This is a genomic window from Sphingomonas sp. GW821-FHT03E12 (assembly GCF_059420685.1).
Genome location: NZ_JBWKUF010000005.1, coordinates 107,998 through 134,017, shown reverse-complemented (window position 1 = coordinate 134,017; position 26,020 = coordinate 107,998). Strand labels below are relative to the sequence as shown.

The 26,020-nt window shown below is 66.9% G+C and carries 25 protein-coding genes; 15 read left to right on the top strand and 10 right to left on the bottom strand.

What is annotated here, in order from left to right; translation table 11 throughout:
• The first annotated feature begins 22 nt into the window (after positions 1 to 22).
• On the top strand, positions 23 to 1,027 hold the full coding sequence (locus AC07TU_RS17285) for a LacI family DNA-binding transcriptional regulator (protein WP_495189161.1): 1,005 nt from the start codon (positions 23 to 25) through the stop codon (positions 1,025 to 1,027).
• Positions 1,028 to 1,209: 182 nt separating this feature from the next.
• A complete protein-coding gene (locus AC07TU_RS17280) occupies positions 1,210 to 3,813 on the top strand; it encodes a TonB-dependent receptor (protein ID WP_495189160.1) in 2,604 nt (867 codons plus the stop codon).
• An 89-nt stretch (positions 3,814 to 3,902) separates the two neighbouring features.
• Here AC07TU_RS17280 and AC07TU_RS17275 read toward each other — a convergent pair whose 3' ends face one another.
• Entirely contained in the window at positions 3,903 to 4,709 is an 807-nt protein-coding gene (locus AC07TU_RS17275; RefSeq protein ID WP_495189159.1) for an aspartyl/asparaginyl beta-hydroxylase domain-containing protein, read from the bottom strand.
• Positions 4,710 to 4,897: 188 nt separating this feature from the next.
• On the opposite strand from AC07TU_RS17275, the gene AC07TU_RS17270 reads away from it, so the two are divergent.
• Positions 4,898 to 7,813, top strand: coding sequence for a M16 family metallopeptidase (locus tag AC07TU_RS17270; RefSeq protein ID WP_495189158.1), 2,916 nt, complete (start codon positions 4,898 to 4,900; stop codon positions 7,811 to 7,813).
• Between the two features lie 16 nt (positions 7,814 to 7,829).
• Here AC07TU_RS17270 and AC07TU_RS17265 read toward each other — a convergent pair whose 3' ends face one another.
• The 3 genes from AC07TU_RS17265 to AC07TU_RS17255 form a co-directional block, all read right to left on the bottom strand.
• Positions 7,830 to 9,143, bottom strand: coding sequence for an NAD(P)/FAD-dependent oxidoreductase (locus AC07TU_RS17265; protein WP_495189157.1), 1,314 nt, complete (start codon positions 9,141 to 9,143; stop codon positions 7,830 to 7,832).
• A gap of 41 nt (positions 9,144 to 9,184) precedes the next feature.
• Complete coding sequence (locus tag AC07TU_RS17260; RefSeq protein WP_495189156.1) at positions 9,185 to 10,984, bottom strand: AMP-dependent synthetase/ligase; 1,800 nt, start codon at positions 10,982 to 10,984, stop codon at positions 9,185 to 9,187.
• A 96-nt stretch (positions 10,985 to 11,080) separates the two neighbouring features.
• Complete coding sequence (locus AC07TU_RS17255; protein ID WP_495189155.1) at positions 11,081 to 12,058, bottom strand: quinone-dependent dihydroorotate dehydrogenase; 978 nt, start codon at positions 12,056 to 12,058, stop codon at positions 11,081 to 11,083.
• 240 nt (positions 12,059 to 12,298) lie between these two features.
• Between AC07TU_RS17255 and AC07TU_RS17250 the strand changes: the two genes are divergently transcribed.
• The 10 genes from AC07TU_RS17250 (at position 12,299) to AC07TU_RS17205 (ending at position 19,963) form a co-directional block, all read left to right on the top strand.
• Entirely contained in the window at positions 12,299 to 13,150 is an 852-nt protein-coding gene (locus AC07TU_RS17250) for a helix-turn-helix domain-containing protein (protein ID WP_495189154.1), read from the top strand.
• Between the two features lie 112 nt (positions 13,151 to 13,262).
• Complete coding sequence (locus AC07TU_RS17245) at positions 13,263 to 13,682, top strand: SUF system Fe-S cluster assembly regulator (protein WP_495189153.1); 420 nt, start codon at positions 13,263 to 13,265, stop codon at positions 13,680 to 13,682.
• Positions 13,682 to 15,145: a Fe-S cluster assembly protein SufB gene (sufB, locus tag AC07TU_RS17240; protein WP_495189152.1), complete on the top strand. Its 1,464-nt coding sequence runs from the start codon at positions 13,682 to 13,684 to the stop codon at positions 15,143 to 15,145. The genes AC07TU_RS17245 and sufB overlap by 1 nt, the downstream gene beginning before the upstream one ends.
• A gap of 127 nt (positions 15,146 to 15,272) precedes the next feature.
• A complete protein-coding gene (locus AC07TU_RS17235) occupies positions 15,273 to 15,764 on the top strand; it encodes an energy transducer TonB (protein ID WP_495189151.1) in 492 nt (163 codons plus the stop codon).
• Positions 15,761 to 16,093 (top strand): energy transducer TonB, encoded by a 333-nt coding sequence (locus AC07TU_RS17230; RefSeq protein ID WP_495189150.1) that lies wholly within the window; start codon positions 15,761 to 15,763, stop codon positions 16,091 to 16,093. Before AC07TU_RS17235 ends, AC07TU_RS17230 begins: the two co-directional genes overlap by 4 nt.
• Before the next feature lie 2 nt (positions 16,094 to 16,095).
• Complete coding sequence (gene sufC / locus AC07TU_RS17225) at positions 16,096 to 16,839, top strand: Fe-S cluster assembly ATPase SufC (protein ID WP_495189149.1); 744 nt, start codon at positions 16,096 to 16,098, stop codon at positions 16,837 to 16,839.
• Between the two features lie 4 nt (positions 16,840 to 16,843).
• Positions 16,844 to 17,926 (top strand): SufD family Fe-S cluster assembly protein, encoded by a 1,083-nt coding sequence (locus tag AC07TU_RS17220; RefSeq protein WP_495189148.1) that lies wholly within the window; start codon positions 16,844 to 16,846, stop codon positions 17,924 to 17,926.
• 2 nt (positions 17,927 to 17,928) lie between these two features.
• A complete protein-coding gene (locus AC07TU_RS17215; protein WP_495189329.1) occupies positions 17,929 to 19,134 on the top strand; it encodes a cysteine desulfurase in 1,206 nt (401 codons plus the stop codon).
• 5 nt (positions 19,135 to 19,139) lie between these two features.
• Entirely contained in the window at positions 19,140 to 19,607 is a 468-nt protein-coding gene (locus AC07TU_RS17210) for an SUF system Fe-S cluster assembly protein (protein ID WP_495189328.1), read from the top strand.
• On the top strand, positions 19,607 to 19,963 hold the full coding sequence (locus tag AC07TU_RS17205; RefSeq protein WP_495189147.1) for a HesB/IscA family protein: 357 nt from the start codon (positions 19,607 to 19,609) through the stop codon (positions 19,961 to 19,963). The genes AC07TU_RS17210 and AC07TU_RS17205 overlap by 1 nt, the downstream gene beginning before the upstream one ends.
• Positions 19,964 to 20,214: 251 nt before the next feature.
• On the opposite strand, the gene AC07TU_RS17200 is transcribed toward AC07TU_RS17205, so the two are convergent.
• Together AC07TU_RS17200 and AC07TU_RS17195 are read right to left on the bottom strand one after the other, a co-directional pair.
• Positions 20,215 to 20,634, bottom strand: coding sequence for a VOC family protein (locus AC07TU_RS17200; RefSeq protein WP_495189146.1), 420 nt, complete (start codon positions 20,632 to 20,634; stop codon positions 20,215 to 20,217).
• The gene (locus AC07TU_RS17195) at positions 20,631 to 21,629 is read right to left on the bottom strand and encodes a 2-hydroxyacid dehydrogenase (protein WP_495189145.1); all 999 of its coding nucleotides are present in this window, start codon (positions 21,627 to 21,629) and stop codon (positions 20,631 to 20,633) included. Before AC07TU_RS17195 ends, AC07TU_RS17200 begins: the two co-directional genes overlap by 4 nt.
• 94 nt (positions 21,630 to 21,723) lie before the next feature.
• Here AC07TU_RS17195 and AC07TU_RS17190 point away from each other — a divergent pair, with 94 nt between their 5' ends.
• On the top strand, positions 21,724 to 22,212 hold the full coding sequence (locus AC07TU_RS17190) for an SH3 domain-containing protein (RefSeq protein ID WP_495189144.1): 489 nt from the start codon (positions 21,724 to 21,726) through the stop codon (positions 22,210 to 22,212).
• On the opposite strand, the gene AC07TU_RS17185 is transcribed toward AC07TU_RS17190, so the two are convergent.
• From AC07TU_RS17185 to AC07TU_RS17170, 4 genes are all read right to left on the bottom strand, one after another.
• Positions 22,209 to 22,877 (bottom strand): trimeric intracellular cation channel family protein, encoded by a 669-nt coding sequence (locus tag AC07TU_RS17185; RefSeq protein ID WP_495189143.1) that lies wholly within the window; start codon positions 22,875 to 22,877, stop codon positions 22,209 to 22,211. The genes AC07TU_RS17190 and AC07TU_RS17185 overlap by 4 nt on opposite strands.
• Before the next feature lie 107 nt (positions 22,878 to 22,984).
• The gene (gene aac(6'), locus AC07TU_RS17180) at positions 22,985 to 23,458 is read right to left on the bottom strand and encodes an aminoglycoside 6'-N-acetyltransferase (RefSeq protein WP_495189327.1); all 474 of its coding nucleotides are present in this window, start codon (positions 23,456 to 23,458) and stop codon (positions 22,985 to 22,987) included.
• A 4-nt stretch (positions 23,459 to 23,462) separates the two neighbouring features.
• Positions 23,463 to 23,894: a hypothetical protein gene (locus tag AC07TU_RS17175; RefSeq protein ID WP_495189142.1), complete on the bottom strand. Its 432-nt coding sequence runs from the start codon at positions 23,892 to 23,894 to the stop codon at positions 23,463 to 23,465.
• A gap of 87 nt (positions 23,895 to 23,981) precedes the next feature.
• On the bottom strand, positions 23,982 to 25,169 hold the full coding sequence (locus tag AC07TU_RS17170; RefSeq protein WP_495189141.1) for an acetyl-CoA C-acyltransferase: 1,188 nt from the start codon (positions 25,167 to 25,169) through the stop codon (positions 23,982 to 23,984).
• 104 nt (positions 25,170 to 25,273) lie between these two features.
• Here AC07TU_RS17170 and AC07TU_RS17165 point away from each other — a divergent pair, with 104 nt between their 5' ends.
• Entirely contained in the window at positions 25,274 to 26,020 is a 747-nt protein-coding gene (locus tag AC07TU_RS17165; RefSeq protein ID WP_495189140.1) for a prepilin peptidase, read from the top strand.

The window sequence follows — 26,020 nt, the reverse complement described above, 5'->3', positions numbered from 1 at the left end:
TTGAACCAATCAGGGGAGGCAAATGGCGCGCAGGCCGACGATCAAGGAAGTTTCGAAGCTCGCGGGCGTGTCGTTCAAGACCGTCTCGCGCGTGCTGAACAACGAAAAGAACGTCAGCGACGAAACCCGCCGCCGCGTCGAACAGGTGGTGTCGGAACTCAATTTCCGCCCCAGCCTCGCCGCCCGCACGCTGGCCGGGCGCAAGTCGTTCCAGGTCGCCCTGCTCTACGACAATCCCAGCCCCTATTATGTCTATCACCTCCAGGCCGGCGCGCTGGAGCGTTGCCATGAGCTGGGGTACCGGCTGCTGATCCAGCCGGTCGTCGCCAATTCCGCCGATCTGGTGCAGGAAGTCGCCGCGCTGATCGACGAAACCCATCTCGACGGCCTGATCCTGTCGCCCCCCGTCACCGAGTCGGCGGAACTGCTGGAAGAACTCGATCGCCGCGGCCTGCCCTATGTGCGGATCGAACCGGGCATCCGCCGCGAAGAGGGCCGCTCGACCACGATCGACGACGTCGCGGCTGCGCGCGACCTGACCGCGCATCTGATCGGCCTTGGCCATCGCGCCATTGCCTTTATCACCGGGCCCGAGACTCACATTTCCTCGGTCGAACGCCTCGCAGGCTATCGCGCCGCGCTCGACGCGCATGGCATCACCTTCGATCCCGCGCTGATCGTCGCGGGCGACTATAGCTTCCCCTCGGGGCGCGAAGCGGCGCGGCGGCTGCTGGATGGCGCATCGCGTCCCACCGCGATCTTCGCCGGCAATGACGACATGGCGGCGGGTGCGCTCGCGGTTGCGCATGAGCTCGATATCGGCGTGCCCGACGAACTCTCGATTGCGGGCTTCGACGATTCGGATCTCGCCGCCGCGGTCTGGCCCCCGCTCACCACGGTGCGTCAGCCGGTGCGCGAGCTCGCCTGGGCCGCCGCCGATCTGCTGCTGTCCGACGATCGCAAGCGCGACCGGCTCACGCTCGATTATGATCTGGTGCTTCGCGCCAGCACCGGCGCCGCGCGCTAACGCGCTGGAAAGTCGCGCTGCCGCTCCGCGAAGCCGGGCTTCGCGGGGATGTTGTAGGACATCTTGTTGACATGCCCCTTGGTTTGTAGGACAACTTGTCATGACACCGGTTTCCAAAGGCCGGGCAAGACTAGCCGAATCGCACCGTGAAACACGGTTCACGCGAACCTGGGGAGGAATGCATGAACACCAATTGCCTGTTGAAGTCGGGCATCGCTACCGCTGCGCTCACCGCAGCGCTCACCGTTTCGGCGCCCGCCCTGGCGCAACAGGCGGCCGCTCCCGCTGAAAGCGACGAGCAGGAAATCGTCGTCAGCGGCATCCGCAACTCGCTGCAGCAGGCCGCGCAGGTCAAGCGCGACGCGCCGCAGGTAATGGACGTCATCACCGCCGAGGATGTCGGCAAGCTGCCCGACGCCAACGTCGCCGAAGCGCTTCAGCGTGTCACCGGTGTCCAGATCACCCGTGTCTTCGGCGAGGGTCAGTCGGTGTCGGTCCGCGGCCTCCAGCAGGTCCGTGTCGAGGTCGACGGCCGCACCCTGCTCGGCTGGTCGGCGCGCCTGTCGCCGCCGGAGAATGATCAGCTCGGCCGCTCCTCGGGCCTCGACTCGGTTCCCTCGGGCCTGTTCGGCCGGCTCGAGGTGCGCAAGTCCCCGCTCGCCAGCCAGGCCGAGGGCGGCCTCGGCGGCACGGTCAACCTCGTCACCCCCAAGCCGCTGTCGTTCAAGCAGACGACGCTCTCGGTGCGCACGCAGGGCACCTATTCGGAGAATAGCGAGAAGTTCGAACCCGCGGTCACCGGCTTCTTCACCACCAAGTTCGCCGACAACCGCATCGGCATCATGATCGCGGGCGAATATCAGAAGCGCACGTCGATGACCCAGACGTTCGAGCGCAACAACTTCCTCAACCGCACCTATACCGGCACCGGCGCCGGTGTGTACGCGACCCCAGTGCTGCTCCAATACGAGCAGTTCACCGTGGACCGCTCGCGCCTCGGCCTCAACGGGGCCGTACAGTTCGAGGTAACGCCCGAGCTCACCGTCACCGCCGATGCGCTCTATTCGGAGCTGACCACGGGCCGGCATCAGGACTTCTTCGCCTTCCGCCTGCCCACCGGCACCAACCCCGTGACCAATCGCGTGGTCGAGAATGGCGCCGTGGTCGCCGGCACCGCCAACGGCACCGTCACCACCGCGGGCCAGATCCGCAACGAGCCGACCAAGAGCTATCTCTACGGCCTCAACGGCAAGTACGAGAAGGACGGGCTCAAGATCGAGGCCGACGGCTATTACAGCAAGGGCACGATCGACCAGACGATCCAGATCATCACGCTTCAGGCAACCGCGCTGGTCCCCGGCAATTTCGATTTCCGGAACAACACCATCCCGTCGCTGACGCTCGGCACCTTCAACCCGGGCGTCTATTCCTCCTACAACCCCGCCACCAACGGCGTGCGCAGCAACCGGCTGATCGGCCTGCTCGAGGAATGGACCGGCAAGCTCGACTTCAGCTACGAATTCGACAGCGGCGTCACGCTGGCGATGGGCGTGCGCTACACCGATCTCCACGCCCGTTCGAACGCCTTCCGCAGCCAGGTCACCCCGACCCGCGCAGAGATCGAACCCTATGTGAAGCTGATCGACGGCAGCGGCTTCCTCGCCGACATCCCCGGCAACTTCCCGCGCAGCTTCCTCACCACCGCGCCGACCTTCGACTATGTGTTCAAGCGCGCACAGGCGGCCGAGCCGAACCCGAACTCCAACGGCCTGTCGACGCTGCTGCCCAACCTTCAGCGCGACTATGATTTCAGCGAGAAGACCATCGCGGGTTACCTGATGATCTCGGGCGAGGGCGAGCTGCTGGGCATGCCCTACAAGGCCAATGCCGGTGTCCGCATCGCCGGAACGCGCCTGTCGGTCGACTCCTATGTCAATGTCGGCACGGTCAGCACGCTGGTGACCGACAAGAACCGCTACACCACCGTGCTGCCCAGCGCGAACATCGCGTTCAACGTCACCAACGACTTCCTGATCCGCATCTCGGGGTCGCAGACGATGCAGCGCGCGTCGATCGCCGATCTCGCGCCGTCGACCTTCTTCAACGCCACCAACCTTTCGGTCACCGGCGGCAACTCGGCGCTCAAGCCGCCGATCTCGACTCAGGCGGACATCAGCTTCGAATATTATACGGGCAAGAGCTCGCTGATCTCGGGTGCCTTCTTCTACAAGGACGTCCAGGACTTCATCGCCAGCTTCGTCACCTCGGGCGTCGACACCGATCTCGATCCGCAGGGCCGGGTGCTGGTCTTCTCGCGGCCCGAAAACCTCGCCAGCGCGAAGATCAAGGGGTTCGAGATCGGCGTGCAGCAGTTCTTCGACTTCCTGCCCTCGCCGCTCGACGGCCTCGGCATCATCGCCAACTACACCTATTCGGACTCGAAGGATAACGCCGGCTTCCCGCTCGTGGCGGTGTCGAAGAACAGCTACAACCTCGTCGGCCTGTACGAGAAGGGGCCGATCTCGGCGCGCGTCGCGTACAACTATCGCGACGAGGCGGTGTTCGAATTCTCCGAAGGCCGCCCCAGCTTCATCGGCCCGCGCTCGCAGCTCGACGCCCAGATCGGTATCGACCTGACCAAGCAGATCGCGCTGTCCTTCCAGGCGCAGAACCTGATCCCGGACGATTCGGCCACCACCGAATACAGCGCCGCGGGCATGGTCGCGCTCAACGGCTACGCGCTGTCGGAACGGCGCTACACGGTCGGCATCCGCGCCAAATTCTGAGGGGACAAATTCCGAGAGGCCAAATTCCGAGAGGGATGGCAGGCCGCCCGGGCTTGGGAACCGGGCGGCCACCCCACCGCTACTGGAATCTAGGCGTCCAGCGCCTTCATCGCCTGATTCCACCGCATCACGTTCGCACGCGCCTCCTGAACGAAGGCGGAACGGCGGGCGATGCCGAGGAACGCGTCGGCGACCCATTTTCCGGGCTGGCGCAGCGGACGCCGCACCTGGATCAGCAGCACCACGCGGGTAGCCCCCGTGTCGTTCCACACCTCATGGTCATAGGTGTCGTCGAACATCAGCGTCTCGCCCTCGGCCCAGCGGACGATGCGGTTCTTGACGCGCATCCGCACATCGCCGTCGCGCGGAACGATCAGGCCGAGATGGCAGGTCAGCAACCCCTTGGTGACCCCGCGATGCGCCGGAATATGCGTGCCGGGCGCGAGGATCGAGAAGAAGGCGCTGTTGAGTTCGGGTATCTGCCCCACCACGCGGCGCGTCACCGGGCAGCGGTCGAGATTCTCCTCGATCCGGTAGCCATAGCCCCACAGGAAGAAGGACCGCCATTTGTCCACCGGCGCGATCGCGCGGTGATCGGGCGAAATGCGGGCAAGCGAGGGCGCCGCATCCTCGCGCGCCAGCGCGGTCGCCAGCGCCTCGTCGCGGATCGCCTCCCAATTGTCGCGCAGCAGCTTCGTCCAGGCAAAATCGCGGACGTTGAGGACCGGCGCGTTAGAAACCAGCGATGACGCGCCGATGATCCGGTCGAAGAAGCCGCGCATCCGCTTGCCGGCCCGGATCAGCAACGGGCGCTTGGTGGCGGGAGCGAGGCCAGGATCGGCCGGACGCACCGCACTTGCGGTCCCGTCTCGCTCGATCGCCACACCCTCATGCACGCGTCACCTCGTCCCTTCGGCACTGGCCGCGCGGCGGAGACTCGCCGGGCGGCGCCTGCGATCGGGCTAGGCAGCATCTGGGTCCAAATCGTGGCGAAACCCGCGCCAAAGCGGCGCGCCTTGTTGCGGAATGCGGCGAAACCGCTCCGGCTGGCGATGAGCCGCGAAGCACGCTAAGTTAGCGCGCAATGGCATTGTTTCCGCGCGTCAAGCAGCTCGCCCTTCCCCTCCTCGTCGCCGCAGCCGCTATCCCGGCGATTGCGCAGGTCGCGGCGCCCGCACCCGTCGCCGCGCCCGTCGCGGTCGACAAGGCGCCCTGGCTCTACAAGGGCAGCGATGTCCCGCACGACCCCGAATGGCGGTTCGGCACCCTGCCCAACGGCCTGCGCTACGCGGTGCGCAAGAACGGGGTTCCGCCCGGCCAGGTCTCGATCCGCCTGCGCATGGACGTCGGCTCGCTGATGGAGCGCGAGTCGGAGAAGGGGTTCGCGCATCTGCTCGAACATCTCTCCTTCCGCGGCTCGGCCAAGGTGCCCGACGGCGAATCGAAGCGCGAATGGCAGCGGCTGGGCGTCACCTTCGGCTCGGACAGCAACGCCAGCACCACACCGGTCTCGACCACCTACAAGCTCGACCTGCCTGACGCGAACGAGGGCAGCCTCGACAAGTCGATGATGATCCTCGCCGACATGATGGCCGCGCCCAACATCACCGCGGCGATGCTCAACCTCGAACGGCCGGTGGTGCTCGCCGAACAGCGCGAGCGGCTGCGCGCACAGCAGCGGTTCGAGGACGCCCAGCGCGAGCTGTTCTACGCCGGCCAGCTTTTCGCCGAACGCCCGGTGATCGGCACGACCGAAACGCTGAATGGCGCCACCGCCGACAGCGTCCGCGCCTTCCACCAGCGCTGGTACCGGCCGGAGCGCACCACGCTCGTCATCGTCGGCGACATGGACCCGGCGCTCTTCGAGGCCCAGATCGCCAAGCATTTCGCCGCGTGGAAGGGCACCGGCCCCAACCCCGTGACCCCCGATTTCGGCAAGCCCGATCCCTCCAAGCCCACCAGCGCGGCGCTGGTCGAGCCGACCCTGCCGCCTTACGTGACGCTGGCGGTCCTTCGCCCCTGGACGGTGTTCCAGGACACGGTGAAGTTCAACCAGGAGCGGATGATCGACTTCATCTCGCTGCGCATCATCAACCGCCGCCTCGAAAGCCGCGCGCGGGCCGGTGCCGCCTTCGCCGGAGCGGGCGCAGATCTGTCCGACGATGTCCGCTCGGCCAATGTCACCGCGATCCAGGTTCTCCCGCTCGGCGAGGATTGGGAGAGCGCGGTCAAGGAAGTCCGCGCGGTGATCGCCGACGCGCTCGCGACCGCCCCCACCCAGGCCGAGATCGACCGCGAAGTCGCGGAGATCGATTCGAGCATGCGCAACTCGGTCAGCACCGCACCGGTGATGGCCGGCTCGCGCCGCGCCGACAATCTGGTCGAGGCGGTCGACATCAACGAGGTGACGACGAGCGAGCAGGAGAGCTACAACATCTTCAAGGGCGCGGTGGACGGCCGCATGTTCACCCCGGATCGTGTGCTCGCCTCGACCCGCCGCATCCTTCAGGGCGATGCGACCCGCGCGATCATCAACACCCGCACCCCCGATGCCGATGTCCAGGCCAAGCTCGCCGCGGCGCTCAAGGCCGACGTCTCGGGGCTGGCCGGCACGCGCAGCACCGCACGTAACGTCACCTTCGCCTCGCTCCCGGCGCTGGGCGCGCCGGGCAAGATCGCCGAGCGCGCGGTCGCGGTCGCCGATCCCAAGATCGAACGCGTGCGCTTCGCCAATGGCGTCAACCTGATCCTGTTCCAGAATCCGGGCGAGGTCGGCCGCGTCTATGTCAATGTCCGCTTCGGGCGCGGCTTGCAGGGCATTCCGCCCAACCGGCTGACCCCGGCCTGGGCCGGCGGCATGGCGCTGGTCGCCAGCGGCATCGCCACCCCCGGCGGCCTGCTCGGCCAGGAGGAACTCGACAAGCTGACCGGCGATCGCCAGATCGGCCTCAGCTTCGGGATCGGCGACGACGCGTTCGGCTTTGCCGCCCAGACCCGCAAGGAGGATCTGGACGATCAGCTCAAGCTGATCGCGGCCAAGCTCCAGTCGCCGGGCTGGGACCCCAAGCCGGTAGCCCGCGCCCGCGCGGTCAGCATCTCGGGCTATGCGTCCAGCACGGCATCGCCCGACGCGGTGATCGGCCGCGACCTCGAACGGCTGCTGCACGACAACGACCCGCGCTGGGGGATGCCCGATCTCAAGGGGATCGAAGCGCTCAACGCCAAGGATTTCCGTGCTTTCTGGGCGCCCTTGCTCGCCAGCGGCCCGATCGAGGTGCAGATCTTCGGCGATATCGATGTCGAGAAGGCGATCGAAGCCGCCCGCCTCACCTTTGGTGCGATGAAGCCGCGCAAGGCGACCCCGCCCGTCGCGCCGTCGATGCGCTTCCCCGGGCATGTCGCCAAGCCGATCGTGCTCACGCATAGCGGCCAGCCCGATCAGGCGGCCGCGGTGATCGCCTGGCAGGCCGGTGGCGGTTCGGACAATATCGCCGAGGGCCGCAAGCTCGAGATCCTCGCCGCGGTGATGCGCGACCGCATCCTCGACCGCATCCGTTCGGCCGAGGGCGCGAGCTATTCGCCCACCGTCATCAGCCAATGGCCGGTCGGCCAGCCGGGCGGCGGCCGCATCATGGCGATCACGCTGATCCCGCCCGAGCGGACCGATCTGTTCTTCCGCGTCTCGCGAGAGATCGCGGCGGACCTGATCGCCCGACCGATCGAGATCGACGAACTGCGCCGCGCGCTGGTGCCGACCGCGCAGATGATCGTACGCCGGTCGAGCGGCAATCCGTTCTGGATGCAGCAGACCGAAGGCGGCACCTTCGATCCCCAGCGCTTCGCCGCGATCGGATCGATCGCGCGCGACTATGGCACGACCACTCCGCTCGAGCTTCAGGCACTGGCGGTCAAATATCTGGCCCCGCAAAAGGACTGGTCGATGGTCGTCATGCCGGAAGCCAAACCGGGAGCAGCGGCGACAGTGGCGAGCGGGAGATAGCCTGCCGCCCGGGCATCTAGTGAAGCTTGAGCCGGGGGCGGATGATCGCATTCACCCGGCCGAGCAGAATCAGCGCCCAGCCCTTGATCCAGCCATGGATGGCGAGCAGGTGCATCCGGTAGAGCGAGGTATAGACGAAGCGCGCCAGCCGCCCTTCGATCGCCATCCGTCCGCCGACCAGATTGCCCATCAGGCTGCCTACCGTCGAAAAGCGGCTGAGCGACACCAGCGAGCCATGGTCGTGATAGACGAAGGGGCGGAGCGGCCGCCCCGTCTCGATCGCGACCAGGTTGCGATAGGTGGCAGACGCCATCTGGTGCGCCGATTGCGCGCGCGGCGGCACGGGCCGCGTCTCCCCCGGCAGGACGCACCAGGCGCAATCGCCGATCGCGAAGATGCGGTCGTCGGTCTCGGTCTGCAGCGTCGGGCGCACGATGAACTGCCCGCTCGGCGCGCGCGCCAGCCCGTCCGCGTCGCTGGCGAGCGGGGCGGCCTTCACCCCCGCCGCCCAGACGCGCAGGTCCGCAGGGATGCGCTCGCCTGATTTGAGCAGCATCGCGTCCGCCGTCACCTCGGTGACGGGTGTGTTCGTCAGCACGGTGACGCCAAGCGCCTCCAGCTCGCGCTGTGCCGCTTCGGCCAGCCGTTCGGGCAGCGCAGGCAGGATTCGCGGCCCTGCCTCGATCAGCGTCACGCGCAGCCGCTGCTCGTCGAACACCTCCAGCCCGTAATACCGCAGGGCGCCCGCCGCGTTAAACAGCTCGGCCGCAAGCTCGACTCCCGTCGCACCCCCGCCAACGATCGCAATATCGACATGCGCATCACTCGCCGGATCGTCCACCATCGCCCGCGACACGCGCAGGCAGTGGTTGAGCAGCTTGTTGCGGAACCGGTCCGCCTGCTGGCGCTCGTCGAGGAAGATGCAATGTTCGCGCGCACCCGGCGTACCGAAATCATTGCCCACCGACCCCATCGCCAGCACCAGATAGTCGAACCGCAGCCGGTGCCGCGCGATCAGCTCGCTGCCGTCGTCGTCCAGCAGCGGCGCGATCACGATCTCACGGGCCGCGGGATCGATGCTCTCCAGCGTGCCGAGGAAGAAACGATAGCCCCAGCGGTGGCAGTGGCTGCGATAACCGACCTCGTCGAGATTGGCGTCGAGCGAACCCGCTGCGACCTCGTGGAGCAGCGGCTTCCAGATGTGCGTGCGGTTCCTGTCGACCAGGATGATGTCATGGGTGCGGCGGCCGAACCGTGCACCCAGCCGCCGCGCGAGCTCAAGCCCGCCTGCGCCCCCGCCGACGATCACGATCTGGGTCTTGCGCGCCACAGCCGCCCCCTTGAAGGCGGCCAGCACCCCGCGGGCCGCGCTCAGCTCTTGTACAGCGCGTCCAGCCGCTCGCCATAGACCTGTTTCAGCACATGCCGTCGGATCTTCAGGCTCGGCGTCAGCTGCTCGTTCTCGATGCTGAACGGCTCGTCGGCCAGGATGAAGCGGCGGATGCGCTCGATCACCGACAGGTCCTTGTTCACCCGCTCGACCGCCGCGCCCACCGCGGTGCGATAGTCATGGTCCTGGAGCAATGCCTTGAGGTCGCATTTGGCCCCGTTCTTGGCGCACCATTCCTGCGTCCATTCGGGGTCGGGGACAATCACCGCGGTCATGTACGGCTTGCGATCGCCCGCGATCATCGCCTGCATGATCTCGGGCTGGAGGGTCAGCATCCCCTCCACCTTCTGCGGCGCGACGTTGTCGCCCTTGTCGTTGACGATGATATCCTTCTTGCGGTCGGTGATCTTGATCCGGCCCTTCTCGTCGATCATCCCGATATCGCCGGTGTGCAGCCAGCCGTCCTTGAGGACGCGCGCGGTCTCGGCCTCGTTGCGCCAATATCCGTGCATCACCAGCTCGCCGCGCACCAGAATCTCGCCATCCTCGGCGATCCTGACCTCGACGCCTTCCAGCGGCGGGCCGACCGTGTCGTGCTTCAACCCCGCCTTGGGCCGGTTGCAGCTGATCACCGGCGCTGCCTCGGTCTGGCCATAGCCCTGCAGGAAGGTGATGCCGAGGCTCTCGAAGAAGACGCCGACCTCGGGGTTGAGCGGCGCCCCGCCCGAAACCATCGCCTTGATCCGCCCGCCGAAGCGTTTGGCGAGCTTGGGCTTCAAGGTCCGGCTGAGGAACAGGCTCATCGGCAGGTCGAGGATCGAACTGCTGCCCGCCGCCTTCTTGCCCCCGATCGATACCGCGCGGTCGAGCAGGAAATTGGCGAACTTGCCCTGTTTCTCGACCTGTTTGGTGATCCGCGTGCGCAGCACTTCGAACAGGCGCGGCACCACCACCATCAGCGTCGGGCGCACCTCCTCGATATTCGAGGCGAGCTTGTCGAGGCCTTCGGAATAATAGATCTGCGCGCCCAGCCCGATCGGGAAATGCTGCCCGCCGGTATGCTCATAGGCGTGGCTCAAGGGCAGGAACGACAGGAACACCTCGTCGTCCCATCCGAAATCCTCGGAAATGACGATGCAGCAGCCCTCGACATTGGACAGGATCGCGCCGTGATGCTGCATCACGCCGCGCGGTGATCCGCCGGTGCCGCTGGTGTAGATGATGCACGCCAGATCCTCGCGCTTCGCCTTGTCAGCTTCGGCCGCAGCCGCCGCCACGTCCGCCGGGTTCTCGGCGATCAGCGTCTTCCAGTCGTGATATTCGATCGCGCCGGGTTGGCCGATCCGCATCTCCTCGATCCCGATCACCACATGGCTGTGGCTGCCGGTGGTGTGCAGAACCGCGGGCAACAGCGTCTTGGCGAGCTTGCCGTTGGACACGATCGTCATCGTCGCGCCCGAATTCTCGATGATATGCTGGTGGTCGCGCTCGGTATTGGTGGTGTAGGTCGGCACGGTCACGCCACCCGCGGCCATGATCGCCAGATCGCTGATGCACCATTCGGGGCGGTTCTCGCTGACCAGCATCACCCGGTCGCCCGGCTTCAGCCCCAGCTTCTTCAGCGCCGCGGCGAGCCCCGCGACCTGCCGCGCAGCCTCAGCCCAGCTCGTCGGCACCCATTCGCCGCCGGTCTTGGCCCACAGGAACGGCGCATCCCCCTTCTCGCGCGCCCGCGCAAAGAACATCTGTACCAGATTGTCGAATCGTTCGAGCTTGCGCATCCTGTCCCCTTAACGCCCCAGGCGCGGGTTCGTGCCCGCGCATCTCCGGGAAGCGAGCCTAGCGGCCCCGCGGCCAAGCGCAATGCCGCTACGGCACTACAGGCGCTTCAGGATCCGCCGCACCAGCCCGGGGCCTTCATAGACCAGCGCCGAGTAGATCTGCACCAGCGCCGCGCCCGCCTCGAGCCGCAGCAGCGCTTCCTCGGGCGAGTCGATCCCGCCGGCCGCGATCACCGGCAGCTGCCCTCCGCCCGATGCCAGCGCTTCGACCAGCTTCGCCCGTGCCAGCGTCTTGAGCGGCGCGCCCGAAAGTCCACCCGTCTCCCCGGCCTGCGGCGACCGCAGCGTATCGGGGCGCGAGATCGTCGTGTTGCCGACGATCAGCGCATCGATCCCGTTGTCGATCGCGGCACGCACCGCGTCGTCCAGCCCCTTGGTATCCAGATCGGGCGCGACCTTGAGAAACAGGGGAACGCGCCGGCCGTCCACCACCCGCGCCGCACTCGATGCCGCCAGCAGATCGTCCAGCGCCGGCCGCGACTGCAGGTCGCGCAGCCCCGGCGTGTTGGGCGAACTGACGTTGATCGTCACATAGTCGCCGACCCGCGCCGCCTTGCCGACGCCCAGCGCATAGTCCGCCACGCGGTCGTCGCTGTCCTTGTTCGCGCCGACATTGATGCCCAGCACGCCAGCATGCCTGCGCCCGGCCACCCGCGCCAGCGCCGCATCGATCCCGCCATTGTTGAAGCCCATGCGGTTCACCACGCCGCGGTCCTCCGCCAGCCGGAACAGCCGCGGCTTGGGGTTGCCGCTCTGCGGCCGTGGCGTCAGCGATCCGATCTCGACCGCGCCGAAGCCCAGCCCGAACAGCCCGGCGACCGCCTCGCCATCCTTGTCCATTCCCGCCGCAAGGCCCACCGGATTGGGGAATTCCAGGCCCGCGATCGTCACCGGCCGCACGCGCGGCACGCTCCTGGTACCGCCGACGATCGACAATGCCCGGATCGTCAGCCGGTGCGCGCGCTCGGCATCGAGCTTGAACAGCGCCGGACGCAGCAGGGCGTAGGCGCTCATCGGACTTTTCTGCATTGCAATATTTGCATCCAAAACCTTGTAGCGATGTCGAATTCTTCCAAGACCGAATCGATTGGCCATGTCTAGAGGGTCAAGGCGACCTGAGGAGCTTCCAACAGGGGCTTCTGAAACTAAGCTCGGCGGGAGTCACCTCCCGTCGAGCCCTTTCCCCATTTTTCAACGCTTCCCCTCGTGTGCGAACACGCCTAACCTGCCGTCTGCCGCAGTTGGGGACGTTCGATGACGGCGGTGCAACTGGAATATGCGGTGCCGGAAGCAGGCACTGCCGATTGGGTCACTTTGTTCTACCATTTCCGGGCCGATGTCCCCTTTCTGGAGGACACCGAGCGTGCCGACCATGCGCAGCTGCGCTTCCGCATTTCCGAAGGCGCTGCCGAGTATCGCATGCCGGATGGCGGCATCCAGCCGGCCCCGCCAGTCCATGTCATAGGACCGACCAGCGGCGCGATGCAGGTCAAGGTCGCCGGCCCCGTCCATGTCTTCGGTTGCGGGATCACCCCGGCCGGCTGGGCAGCGCTGATCGGCAATGACGCATCGACCATGCTCAACCGCGTGCTGGACGCCCGCGACCTGTTCGGCGCTGCGATCGACGAGACGCTGGCCCGGCTCGCGCACGCGCCCGACACCAAGGCGATGGTCGCGATCGCGGAAACGTCGATCGCAGGCCTCGCTCATATGCGCGCGCCCGATGCCGCGTTCGTCCGGCTGGTCGATGAGTGGCTTGCCGCCTGCGCTTCCCCCGAAATCGGCGCCCTTGCCGCTGCGACCGGCCTCTCGGACCGCCAGCTCGAACGCAAATGCAAGGCGCTCTACGGCGTTCCCCCCAAGCTGCTGGCGCGCAAATATCGCGCGCTCAAGGCCGCGGTGGCGTTCGCCGAGCGCAAGGCGACGCTCGACGAGCTCCTCGATCGCGGCTTCTACGATCAGTCGCACCTGATCCGCGAGATGAAGCAGTTCACCGGCTGGACGCCGCGCCAGCTGCTGGAAGAACCCACATTGCTCGCCCAGCTCACCATCTCGCAGCGCAGCGCCTTGCAGGGTCAGGTCAATCCGCTGATCAGCGACACCTGAACTTGCCCGACCCGCGCCAATCGGCGGGTTGACGCGGCGCACCTTCGCGCCCATCTGCCCAATCGGAACGAATCATTCCGATTTGAGAACCGTTCGCAACTGCGAAGGAAGAATGCGACTTTCGGCCCAGACAGATTACGCCGTCGTGATGCTCGCCGCCGCCGCGCGCCATTGCGGCGTGAGCGGGCGCCTGAATGCGACCCTGCTCGCCGACGAGACCGGCCTGCCCCTCCCCACCGTGCAGAAGCTGGTCAGCCGCCTCTCTTCCGCGGGTCTCATCGAATCCGCGCGCGGCACCGGCGGTGGCTTCCGCCTCGCCCGCCCGCCTGCCGCGATCAGCCTGGTCGACATCGTCGAGGCGATCGAGGGGCCGATCACCCTCACCTCCTGTGTCGATAACGGCCGCCATGATTGCTGCATCGAACAAAGCTGCCGCGTGAAACCGCACTGGAATGCGGTCAACGGCGCGGTGCGCTCGACGCTCGCGAACGTCACTCTCGCCACCCTCTCGACTCACCCGGAACCCGCCTGATGGCCACCAAGAATGCCGAGGCGCTCGCCGCCGCCAACAAGAAGTACGAATGGGGCTTCAGCTCGGATATCGAGCAGGAGTTCGCCCCCAAGGGGCTGTCCGAGGATACCGTCCGCTTCATCTCGGCCAAGAAGGGCGAGCCCGAGTGGATGCTCGACTGGCGGCTCAAGGCCTATCGCCACTGGCTGACCATGACCCCGCCCGACTGGGCGAAGCTGTCGATCCCGCCGATCGACTATCAGGACGCCTATTATTACGCCGAGCCCAAGGCCAAGCCCAAGCTCGGCAGCCTCGACGAGGTCGATCCTGAAATCCTGCGCGTCTATGAGAAGCTCGGCATCCCGATCGAGGAGCAGAAAGTCCTCGCCGGGGTCGAAGGCTCGCGCAAGGTCGCGGTCGACGCGGTGTTCGACAGCGTCAGCGTCGCCACCACCTTCCGCGCCGAGCTCGAAGCCGCGGGCGTCATCTTCCGCTCGATCAGCGAGGCGATCCGCGAATATCCGGACCTGGTGAAGAAGTGGCTGGGGAAGGTCGTGCCGATGCACGACAACTATTTCGCAGCGCTCAACTGCGCGGTCTTCTCCGACGGCACCTTCGTCTACATCCCTGAGGGCGTTCGCTGCCCGATGGAGCTGTCGACCTATTTCCGCATCAATGCCGAGAATACCGGCCAGTTCGAACGCACGCTGATCGTCGCCGACAAGGGCGCCTATGTCTCGTATCTCGAAGGCTGCACCGCCCCGATGCGCGACGAGAACCAGCTCCACGCCGCAGTCGTGGAACTGGTCGCGCTCGACGATGCCGAGATCAAATATTCGACCGTCCAGAACTGGTATCCGGGCGACGAGAATGGCGTCGGCGGCATCTACAATTTCGTGACCAAGCGCGCGCTCTGCCAGGGCAAGAACTCCAAGGTCAGCTGGACTCAGGTCGAGACCGGCAGCGCGATCACCTGGAAATACCCGTCCTGCGTGCTGGCGGGCGAGAACAGCGTCGGCGAATTCTATTCGGTCGCGGTCACCAACAACCGCCAGCAGGCCGATACCGGCACCAAGATGATCCATCTGGGCAAGAACAGCCGCTCGACGATCATCTCCAAGGGCATCAGCGCCGGCCGCAGCGACAACACCTATCGCGGCCTCGTCCGCGTCGGCCCGACGGCGGAGAATGTCCGCAACTTCACCCAGTGCGACAGCCTGCTGCTCGGCGACCAGTGCGGCGCGCACACTGTTCCCTATATCGAGGTGCGCAATCCCTCGGCCCAGATCGAGCATGAGGCGACCACCTCCAAGATCTCCGAGGACCAGCTCTTCTACGCGATGCAGCGCGGCCTCGATCAGGAAGCGGCCGTCGCCCTGATCGTCAACGGCTTCGCCAAGGAAGTGCTCCAGCAGCTCCCGATGGAATTCGCGGTCGAGGCACAGAAGCTGCTCGGCATCAGCCTTGAGGGGAGCGTCGGATAATGCGCCGCACCTCTTCACCCATCCGTCACCCCGGACTTGTTCCGGGGTCCAGCTTTCCTTTCGTGATGCCGTCGCCCGTGGCGCGGTGGACCCCGGAACAAGTCCGGGGTGACGATCGGGGAGTGTGATGCTCTCACTGTTCCTCCTTCTCGCTGCTCCCCAGCAGGCGGCGGTCGCGCCACCTGCGGCCGAGGAATATGAGGAAGTGGTCGTCACCGCGACTGCAGGCCGCGTCGCGCTCGTCTTCGACAAGGCCGCAGACGGCCGCCTGATCAATTGCCGCGTGTTCAAGTCGAGCGGCGTCGCCACAGTCGACGCCCGCGCCTGCACCTCGCTCCCCGATTGCGTCACCTCGATCAAGGGCCAGCAATTTTGCGGCGGCGAGGGCAACAAGGCCCTGATGGCAGTCGAGACCAGGCCGAAGCCCGAAGAACCCAAGCTCGGCCTCGGCGTCAAGCTCAAGCCCGACCCGCCCAAGGTCCCCGCGGTCGGCCCCCTGGTCTCGACCGAGACCGAGGACGACCCCAACCGGCTCAGCAAGCTGCCGCCGCCGCCCAAGGCCGATAACGGCCCGCCCGTCATCACCTTTGGCGGCCCCAAGGTGGAGGAGCCGCGGTGATCGCCCTCCTGCTCGCCGCGACACAGGTCGTGTCGCCCCCGCCGCCGGAAGACGAGATCCTCATCCTCGCGCGCAAACTGCGCCGGGTCGAGATCGACATCACCCTCACCCGCAAGGGCGAGGTGAAGAAGTGCCGTGTCAGGAGGGGCGTCGGCGACCCCGTCTTCGACAATTTCTGGTGCGATGCCGCGCGTGCCTGCTCCGACAGCGGCCACACCAGCAGCTGGGCGATGAAAACCTGCCTCAAGACGCGCGAGCAGGTCTTCCTCGCCGCGCTCAACGCCAAATATCCGGGCGGCCGCACGGCGCCGCCCGCTACCGGAAAGTGACCATGCTCGTAATCGAAAACCTCCACGCCGAAGTCGACGGCAAGCCGATCCTCAAGGGCCTCTCGCTCAGCGTGAACGCGGGCGAAGTCCATGCGATCATGGGCCCCAATGGCGCGGGCAAGTCGACGCTCGGCTATGTCCTGGGCGGCCGCCCCGGCTATGAGGTGACGGAAGGCTCGGTGACCTTCGACGGCGTCGACCTGCTCGACCTCGATCCGCATGCGCGCGCCGCCGCGGGCCTGTTCCTCGGCTTCCAGTATCCGGTCGAGATCCCCGGCGTCTCCAACGTCCAGTTCCTGCGCGAAAGCCTCAACAGCCAGCGCCGCGCGCGCGGCGAAGCCCCCCTCTCGGGCGCCGAGTTCCTCAAGCTCGCCCGCGCCCAGGCCGGCGCGCTGGAGATGGACGCGGAGATGCTCAAGCGCCCGGTCAATGTCGGCTTCTCGGGCGGCGAGAAGAAGCGCAACGAGATGGTCCAGATGGGTATCCTGAACCCCAAGTTCGCGGTGCTGGACGAGACCGATAGCGGCCTCGACATCGACGCGCTGCGCATCGTCGGCGAAGGCATCAACCGCATCATGCGCGCGCCCGACAAGGCAGTGCTGCTGATCACCCACTATCAGCGCCTGCTCGATTATGTGAAGCCCGACGCGGTCCACATCCTTGCCGATGGCCGCATCGTGAAGACCGGCGGCCCCGAACTCGCGCACGAGCTTGAGCGCGAAGGCTATGCGCAGGTAGCGGCCTGAACCGATGAGCACGCTCACCCTCCCCTCGCCGCGTGAGGAAGCCTGGCGCTGGAGCGACCTCGACACGCTCCGCGCCGCCGCTGACACCGCGCCTGCCGCGACCGGAATCGATCCCGCCACACTGTTCCTCGACATCGCTGGACCGCGCCTGTTCTTCGTCGATGGCGCGTTCGAACCTGCGCACAGCCGCCCCGGCCCGGTCCAGCTCACCCGGCTCGAGATGACCGGCAGCCATCCGCTCGGCCACCTTGCCCAAGGCGAAGGCTGGGTGCTGCGTCTCGACGCCGCCGCAGCGACCGATCCCATCCAGATCGTCCATCTCGGCACCGGCGGCGAAAACCATGTCCCGGCACGCATCGACATGGCCGACGATGCCGTCGCGACCGTGATCGAAACCTATGCCGGCCGCGGCTGGAGCAACCGGCTCCTCCACGCCTCGCTGGGCAAGGGCGCCCGCCTCCAGCGCGCCGTACGCCTGCTGCAGGACGAGGGCTTCGTCTCGATCCGTGACGAGGCGCAGATCGGCGAAGCGGCCAGCTACGTCTCCACCTTCCTCGGCGCGGGGGGCAGCGGCAGCCGCATCGACGGCTTCCTCCGCCTCGACGGCGTCGGCGCCTATGCCGAAATGGGCGGCGCCCTGCTGACCCGTAGCGAGCAACGCCAGGAGGCCGCCGTCGCCGTGCATCACGCCGCGATCGAGGGCACCAGCCGCCAGATCTGGCGCGCGGTCGCCGCCGACGCCTCCACCGCCAGCCTCGCCGCCCGCGCCGAAGTCGCCCGCCACGCGCAGAAGACCGATGGCGAACAGTCGCTGCGCGGCCTGCTGCTCAAGCGCACCGCGACGGTGAACCTCAAGCCCGAACTGGAGATCTTCGCCGACGACGTGAAGTGCGCGCACGGCGCCACCGTCGGCGAGCTCGACGCCAAGGCACTGTTCTACATGCAGTCGCGCGGCATCCCGGAGCCGCAGGCCAAGGCGTTGCTCACCCACGCCTTCGTCGCCGACGCGCTTGATCGGATCGGCGACGAGATCGTCCGTGAGGCGTTCGCCGCCGACGCGGAGACATGGCTGGAGGCCGCGCTGTGACCATCCTCACCGCTACCGCGCCGCTCGACCTGCTGGCAGATTTCCCCGCGATCCCGCAGGGCTGGGCCTATCTCGACACCGCTGCGACCTCGCAGAAGCCGCAGCCGGTCATCGACGCGATCACCCGCGCCTATGACCGCGACTATGCGACGGTGCATCGCGGCGTCTACCAGCGCTCGGCCGACATGACGCTGGCGTTCGAAGCCGCGCGCCGCCGCGTCGCGAAGTTCATCGGCGGGCAGGAGAACGAGGTTGTCTTCGTCCGCGGCGCGACCGAGGGCATCAACCTCGTCGCGCAATGCTGGGCGGGCAGCGTCCTCAAGCCCGGCGACCGCATCCTGCTCAGCCAGCTTGAGCATCACTCGAACATCGTGCCGTGGCAGATGGTCGCCGAGCGTACCGGCGCGCAGATCGACGTCATCCCGCTGACCGAAGATCATCGTATCGATCTCGACGCGATGGAGCGGATGCTCACGCCTGCGCACAAGCTGGTCGCGCTCGCCCATGTCTCGAACGTGCTCGGCTCGGTGCTCGACGCCAAGCGCGCCGCTGCGCTTACCCATGCCGTCGGCGCCAAGCTGCTGCTCGACGGATGCCAGGCGGTTCCGCGCCTGCCGGTGGACGTCGCCGATCTCGACTGCGACTTCTACGTCTTCTCGGGGCACAAGCTCTACGGCCCGACCGGGATCGGCGTGCTGTGGGGCCGCTACGAACTGCTCGACGCGATGCCGCCCTATCAGGGCGGCGGATCGATGATCGACCGCGTGACGTTCGAGCGCACCACCTACGCCCCGCCCCCGGGCCGGTTCGAGGCGGGAACGCCGCACATCACCGGCGTGATCGGCCTCCATGCCGCGATCGACTATGTCGACGGTATCGGCCTCGACCGAATTCACGCGCACGAAACCGCCTTGGTGACGACGACGCGTGAGGCGCTGGCGGGGCTCAACAGCGTCCGCGTCTTCGGCCCCTCCGACAGCGCCGGTATCGTCAGTTTCGAAGTCGAGGGGGTTCATCCCCACGATGTCGCCACCATATTGGACGAAGCCAATGTCGCGATCCGCGCCGGCCATCACTGCGCACAGCCGCTGATGGACTCGCTCGGGGTGACGGCGACGGCCCGCGCCAGCTTCGGCGTCTACAATGGCGCGGCGGACATCGATGCGCTGGTCAAGGGTATCGAACGCGTAACAAGGATCTTCGGGTGAGCGTCGTGAACGAAGAACGGAAAATCGAAGTGGAAGAAGTGACCTCGGTCGAGGCGCCGCCGCGCGCGCGCGTTGAGGATACGCCCCGCGAAACCTTCGAACGCAAGCGCGACTATCTCGACGGCTTCCTCTCGCAGAAGCCCGCCGATCTCCCCGCAGGCGAGCCCGGCGGCGCGACCTATGACGCGATCATCGATGCGCTCAAGGAGATCTACGATCCCGAGATTCCGGTGAACATCTACGACCTCGGCCTGATCTACAATGTCGAGGTGACGGGCGATGGCCATGCCGTGGTGACGATGACACTCACCACCCCGCATTGCCCGGTCGCTGAGTCGATGCCGGGCGAGGTCGAATTGCGCGTCGGTGCCGTTCCCGGCGTCGGCCATGCCGAGGTCAACCTCGTCTGGGACCCGCCATGGGACCCGCAGAAGATGAGCGACGAAGCCCGGCTCGAACTGGGGATGCTGTGATGACCGAAACCAAGACCCGCGCCCGCCCCGCCGCGATCATCCTGACCCCCGGGTCGGAAGCACGCATCGCCGACCTGATGTCGCGGGCGCCCGAAGGCGCGATCGGCGTCAAGCTCTCGACCCCGCGCCGCGGCTGTTCGGGCCTTGCTTATTCGGTCGATTACGTGACCACGGCGAACCCGATGGACGAGCGGATCGACACGCCGGGCGGCGCCCTGTTCGTCGACGGCGGATCGGTGCTCTATCTGATCGGTTCGACGATGGACTGGGTCGAAGACGATTTCACCGCCGGCTTCGTCTTCAATAACCCCAACGCCAAGGGTGCATGCGGCTGCGGTGAGAGCTTCACTGTCTGACGAAGCGCCACCCAAGTCCAAGGCAGCGAAGAACGCGGCGATCGCCGCCGCGGTCCTGCTCGCGCCCGGAGGGTTCATCCTCGGCGGCCTACTGATCGCACGCGCCGTCAAGAAGCGGCGCGCAGCGAAGGACGGCCAAAGCCCCTCCCCTTCAGGGGAGGGGTAGGGGGTGGGGGCGTGCGGGTCTCGCAGAGCGCATCGCCTGAGACGACTGCTCCACCCCAACCCCTCTTCTGAAGGGGAGGCGCTATCTACGTCGCGAACAGCTGCCCGATATCCTTGAACGCCTTGAACTCAAGCGCATTGCCCGCCGGGTCGTAGAAGAACATCGTCGCCTGCTCCCCGGGCTTTCCGGCAAAGCGGATATGCGGTTCGATCACAAACTGCGTCCCCGCCCCGCGCAGCCGCTCGGCCAGCGCGTGCCACTCGTCCCAGTCGAGCACCAGCCCGAAATGCGGCACCGGCACCGCGTCGCCGTCCACCGCGTTGCGCGTTCGCACCCCGGCGCCCTCACCCTTGTGAAGCACCAACTGATGCCCGCGAAAATCGAAGTCGATCCAGTGCCCGGGATCCTCGCGCCCCTGCGGACAGCCCAGCAATTTGCCGTAAAAGGCCCGCCCAGCCTCCAGATCGTCGACCGGAATGGCGAGGTGGAACAGCGGCGCCGTCACATCCAGCCTTCCAGCACCTGGTCGGGCGGACGGTGGCCATCGGCCCAGAAGCGGATATTGGCGATCACCTTCTCGCCGGTCGCATGACGCCCCTCATAGGTCGCACTGCCCATATGCGGGGTCATCACGACATTGGGCAGTGCCAGCAGCCGCGGATCGATCTGCGGCTCGAACCGCCACACGTCCAGCCCCGCGCCGGCCAGCCGCCCGCCCTCAAGCGCATCGACCATCGCCTCCTCGTCGACGATCCCGCCGCGCGAAGCGTTGATGAGGTAGACCTGCGGCCCCAGAAGCCCGATCCGCCGTGCATCGATCAAGTCGCGGCTGTCATCGTTGAGCGGTGTATGGATCGTCAGAATGTCGATCTCGCGCAGCATCGAGTCGAGATCCGCATGCCAGGTCGCGCCCAGTTCCGCCTCGACCACCTCGGGCAGCCGGTGGCGGTTGTGATAGTGGATCGAGAGGCCGAAGGCTCGTGCGCGCCGCGCGACCGCCTGGCCGATCCGGCCCATGCCGACGATACCCAGCTTCTTGCCGCCGATCCGGTGCCCCAGCATGCCCCCGGGCGACCAGCCCTTCCACTGGCCCGATCGCACCAGCTTCTCGCCTTCGGCCAACCGCCGCGGGACCGAGACGATCAGCGCCATTGTCATGTCGGCCGTGTCCTCGGTCAGGACGCCCGGCGTGTTGGTGACGACGATCTTGCGCGCGCGTGCGGCCTTGAGATCGATATGGTTCACGCCCGATCCGAAATTGGCGATCAGCTTCAGCCGCTCGCCTGCCGCAGCAATCAATTCGGAATCGATCGTGTCGGTCACGGTCGGCACCAGCACGTCGCAATCCGCGACCGCCGCCAGCAGCGCCGCGCGATCCATCGCTTCGTCGGACTGGTTGAGGCTGGCATCAAACAACTCGCCCATCCGCGCGGCGATCGCGTCGGGCAATTCGCGCGTCACGGCCACGCGGGGCCGGGCGGGTCGGGGCGCTTGTACCATCCCGGTCCGGATGGCCCTCCCGCCGCCGCCAGTCAACGGTTGATGCGATACACCACCCCGAAGTAGACGGGGCTAGGACTTTGGGGGTCTTGGAATGCGGTTGCGTAAAGTGGTGACAGGGTTGGTGGCGTTGACGCTGGGCGTCACCGCAATCGGACAGGCGGAAGCGCAGCAGCGCAAGCCGCCCTATTACGCGTCGATCAGCGCGGGCAAGGCCAATATGCGCACCGGCCCCGGGCGCAACTACCCCACCAACTGGCTCTATCGGCGTGCCGATCTGCCGGTGAAGGTGGTCGAAATCTACAATGACTGGCGCAAGGTCGAGGACCCGGACGGCACCCAGGGCTGGATGCTGGTCGGCCTGCTCTCCGCCCAGCGCACCGGCGTCGTCGTCGGCACAATCGTGGAGATGCGCGACAGCCCCCGCCTCAACGCCCGCGTCAACTGGCGCGCAGCGCCCGGCGTGGTCGGCCGGATCAGCAAATGCCAGCGCGGCTGGTGCTGGTTCGATGTCCGCGGCCGCGGCGGCTATGTCGAACAGAACCGCATCTGGGGCACCGAGCCCGGCGAGGAAGTGCCCTAGCGCAGGTGCGGCAGCCGCCAGTCGCCGAGCAGCGCGGCGGTTCGCAGCGCGAAGATCGTGACGCCGGCGACCGCCTCCGCCGCATCCTGCCGGACCTCGAACCGCCGCACCAGCACGACAAGCAACGTTGCGCCTGCAATCGCCGCGGTGGCGTAGAAATTCTCGTGCAGCACCGAGGGGACCCGGGCGGTGAGCACGTCGCGCAGCATTCCGCCGCCACACCCGTTGACGGTCGCGATCACCACGACCGCAGCGGCATTCAACTTGTAGTCCAGACTCTTGCGCGCACCCGCAATCGCGGCGAGCGCAAGCCCTACCGCCTCGAAGATGTCGATCGCGAGCGGCGGCGTGAAGTCGCCAACATGGCCGACCGTTACCGATGCGGTGATCACCCCCAACGTCGCAGCCACTGCCAGCGCCGCATAGCGCCAGTCGCGAAATGGCGCGGGCGGATGCTCGCCAAGCAAAAGATCGCGGATCACTGCGCCGCCGACCGATCCGACGAACGACAGGACGAGGATACCGAACAGGTCGAGGTCCGCCTGGACCGCCGTAACCGCGCATTCGGTTGCCAACACGAAGGTCGCGGCCAGATCGACGCCGTCCAGCACCCGGTCGCGCATACGATTGGTGGCGGGGTCGGCGCCGGAACCGCCGGCTGTCACCGCGCCGCGATCCTGCTGCGATCACGAAATCCGGACTGACCCATCATCCTCCCCCTTCCGGAGAACCGGATGGTACACCCCGCCGCGCGTCTCGCAACCCGGACCGTCTAGCCCCCGATCACCTTGCGGAAATAGACCACCCGCTCGGTCTCCTCGAAGCCGAGGTTCTGGTGAAAGGCGTGGCTCTGATGGTTGGTCAGTTCGGCGTCGGACCCCAGCTCCGAACACCCCTTGCCGCGCCCCCACGCCTCCACCGCCGCCAGCAGCGTTCCGGCAACCCCGGCGCGCCGGCTGGAAGGCACCACATAGATCCCCTCCAGAAACGCTACCGGAGAGGTCTCGCAGCCATTGACATAGTCGTGCCGCACCGCGGCTTCGGCAAAACCGATCGCCTCATCGCCACGCATCGCCAGAAAGCAAACCTGCCCCCGGCCGTCCGCCATCTCCGCGATGAACTCGACGATGTCGGTCGCATGCTCGTCGCGGCTGCCTTCGGGCCAAAGTGCCACCCTCAGTGCCGTCCACGCATCCCGATGCGCCTCGCCCGCGGTGATGATCTCGAACTTCGCCTGGAGTCGCATATCGTCAACGATCATAGCCGATGATCCGCAGGTTTTCGCCCGATCTGCGAAGCGGATACAAACCCGATAATGCCAAACCCGCCTCTATGCGGCCGAGGTCTTGCGCGACTTCTCGTGCCGGAACATTGTTGAAGCGCGGGATGCGCGCGATCGCGGGGATCTCCAACCATTCGATAGACCTGAACTCGACCGGGCCGAACTCGATCGTATCGATGTAGGGGCGCGGCACATTCAATGCGCCGATCCTCGGCAAATCCATCGTCCGGGGTTCCGGAACATCGATAAACTTGACCAGCATCTGACAAATTCCAAGCCCTTCGACGTTCAGCACGGCGAACAGCTTGCGCCACTTGGTATCCGACATCAGGGCATGCGAGAACTCACGCCTCGCCGCGCGGTTCAATCGCTCCAGCTCTGCCTTGCCATGAACCGTCATGCTGTTCGGATGGCACAGGTGCCGAACGACAGCAATCGGGCGGCTGAAGGGTCACATCCGCCGCCCGGAGCCCCGGCCCCGATCGCCTCAGTGCATCAGTTCCACCGCCATCGCGGTCGCCTCGCCACCGCCGATGCACAGCGAGGCAAGGCCGCGCTTTTGCCCGCTATTCTGCAACGCAGCCAGCAGCGTCGCAAGGATGCGCGCGCCGCTCGCGCCGATCGGATGGCCCAGCGCGCAGGCGCCGCCATTGACGTTGAGCACATCGTGCGAGATCGAAAGGTCGCGCATCGCGATCATCGCAACCACCGCGAACGCCTCGTTCACCTCGAACAGGTCGACGTCGCCGATCCCCCAGCCCGCCTTGTCGAGCGCCTTTTGCATCGCGAACACCGGCGCAGTCGTGAAACGTGCGGGCAAATGCGCGTGACCCGCATGCGACACGATCCGTGCGACGGGATCGAGTCCCAGTCGCTCCGCCACCGATGCGCGCGTCAACACCAGTGCCGCCGCGCCGTCGGAGATCGACGAAGCATTGGCCGCGGTGATCGTCCCGTCCTTGGCAAAGGCGGGCTTGAGCGTCGGGATCTTCGACGGGTCGCCCTTGGCGGGCTGTTCGTCCTTGTCCACCGTCACGACGCCCCTGCGCGTCTTGATCTCGACGGGCACGATCTCGCGGTCGAACCCGCCCGATTGCTGCGCCTTCTGCGCGCGCGTCAGGCTGGCGATCGCAAATTCGTCCTGCGCCTCGCGGGTGAACTGGTATTCGGTCGCGATCTCCTCGGCGAAAGTGCCCATCGCCCGGCCCGGCTCATAGGCATCCTCGAGCCCGTCGAGGAACATATGGTCGAACAGCCGGTCATGCCCGATGCGCGCGCCGGCGCGGTGCTTCATCGACAGATACGGCGCGTTGGTCATGCTCTCGAGGCCGCCTGCGACCAGCAGGTCGACCGACCCCGCCGCCAGCGCCTCGGCGCCCATGATCGCGGCCTGCATCCCCGATCCGCACATCTTGTTGACCGTGGTCGCCTCGACATGGTCGGGCAGCCCGGCCTTGCGCCCCGCCTGCCGCGCCGGCGCCTGGCCGAGGCCCGCGGGCAGCACACAGCCCATATAGATACGCTCGACCGCCTCGCCCTTCAGCCCCGCGCGCTCGACCGCCGCGCCCACCGCCGCCGCGCCCAGGTCGGTCGCGCTTGCATCGGACAATGCGCCCTGCATGCTCCCCATCGGAGTACGGGCATAGGACACAATGACGACAGGATCGGTGGACATGTTCGCCTCTCCGCGAGTTTGGATGTTGGCCGCGATCTAGGCGCCGGGCTTCGCAAATGCAAAACAGGACGCGACAATGACGCTACCCGATCCGGAACCGCCCCTTGATTGAACCCTGGATATGGCCCGCCGCGCTCGGCGTGCTCGGCCTGATCTTCGGCAGCTTCATCGCGACGGTCGCACTGCGCTGGCCCGAGGGGCGCAGCGCCTTGCGCGGCCGTTCGCAATGCGATTCGTGCCACAAGGCGCTGCGCGCGCATGAGCTGGTACCGCTGCTCAGCTATGCGCTCCAGCGTGGCCGCTGCCGCAGCTGCGGAACCGCGATCCACCCCGGCCACCTTGCGGTCGAGGTCGCGGGCATGCTGGTCGGTATCGCCGCCGGACTGGTCGCGCCGGGCTGGCACGGGGTCGCGGGCGCCGTCTTCGGCTGGCTGCTGCTCGCACTCGCCGCCCTCGATCTCGCCGCCTTCTGGCTTCCAAATGCTCTCACCGCCCTGCTCGCGCTCGGCGGCATGGTCGATGGGTTGTTCTTCCCGCCCGACTGGACCGATCGCGTTCTCGGCGGCCTGTTCGGCTTCGGCCTGCTCTGGCTGGTCGCCTTCACTTACCGCCATGTTCGCGGGCGGGAGGGACTGGGCGGTGGAGACCCCAAGATGTTCGGCGGCATCGGCCTGTGGCTCGGCGCGTCGATGCTCGCCCCGGTTCTGCTTGCCGCCAGCATCATCGGGCTTGCGGTTGCGCTGGCGCTCAAGGTGGCGCGCCGCGAAATTGGGATGACGAGCCGCCTTCCGCTCGGCACATTGCTTGCGGTCGCGGCCTTTCCGGCGTGGCTGTACGCAACAGGGGTTTAG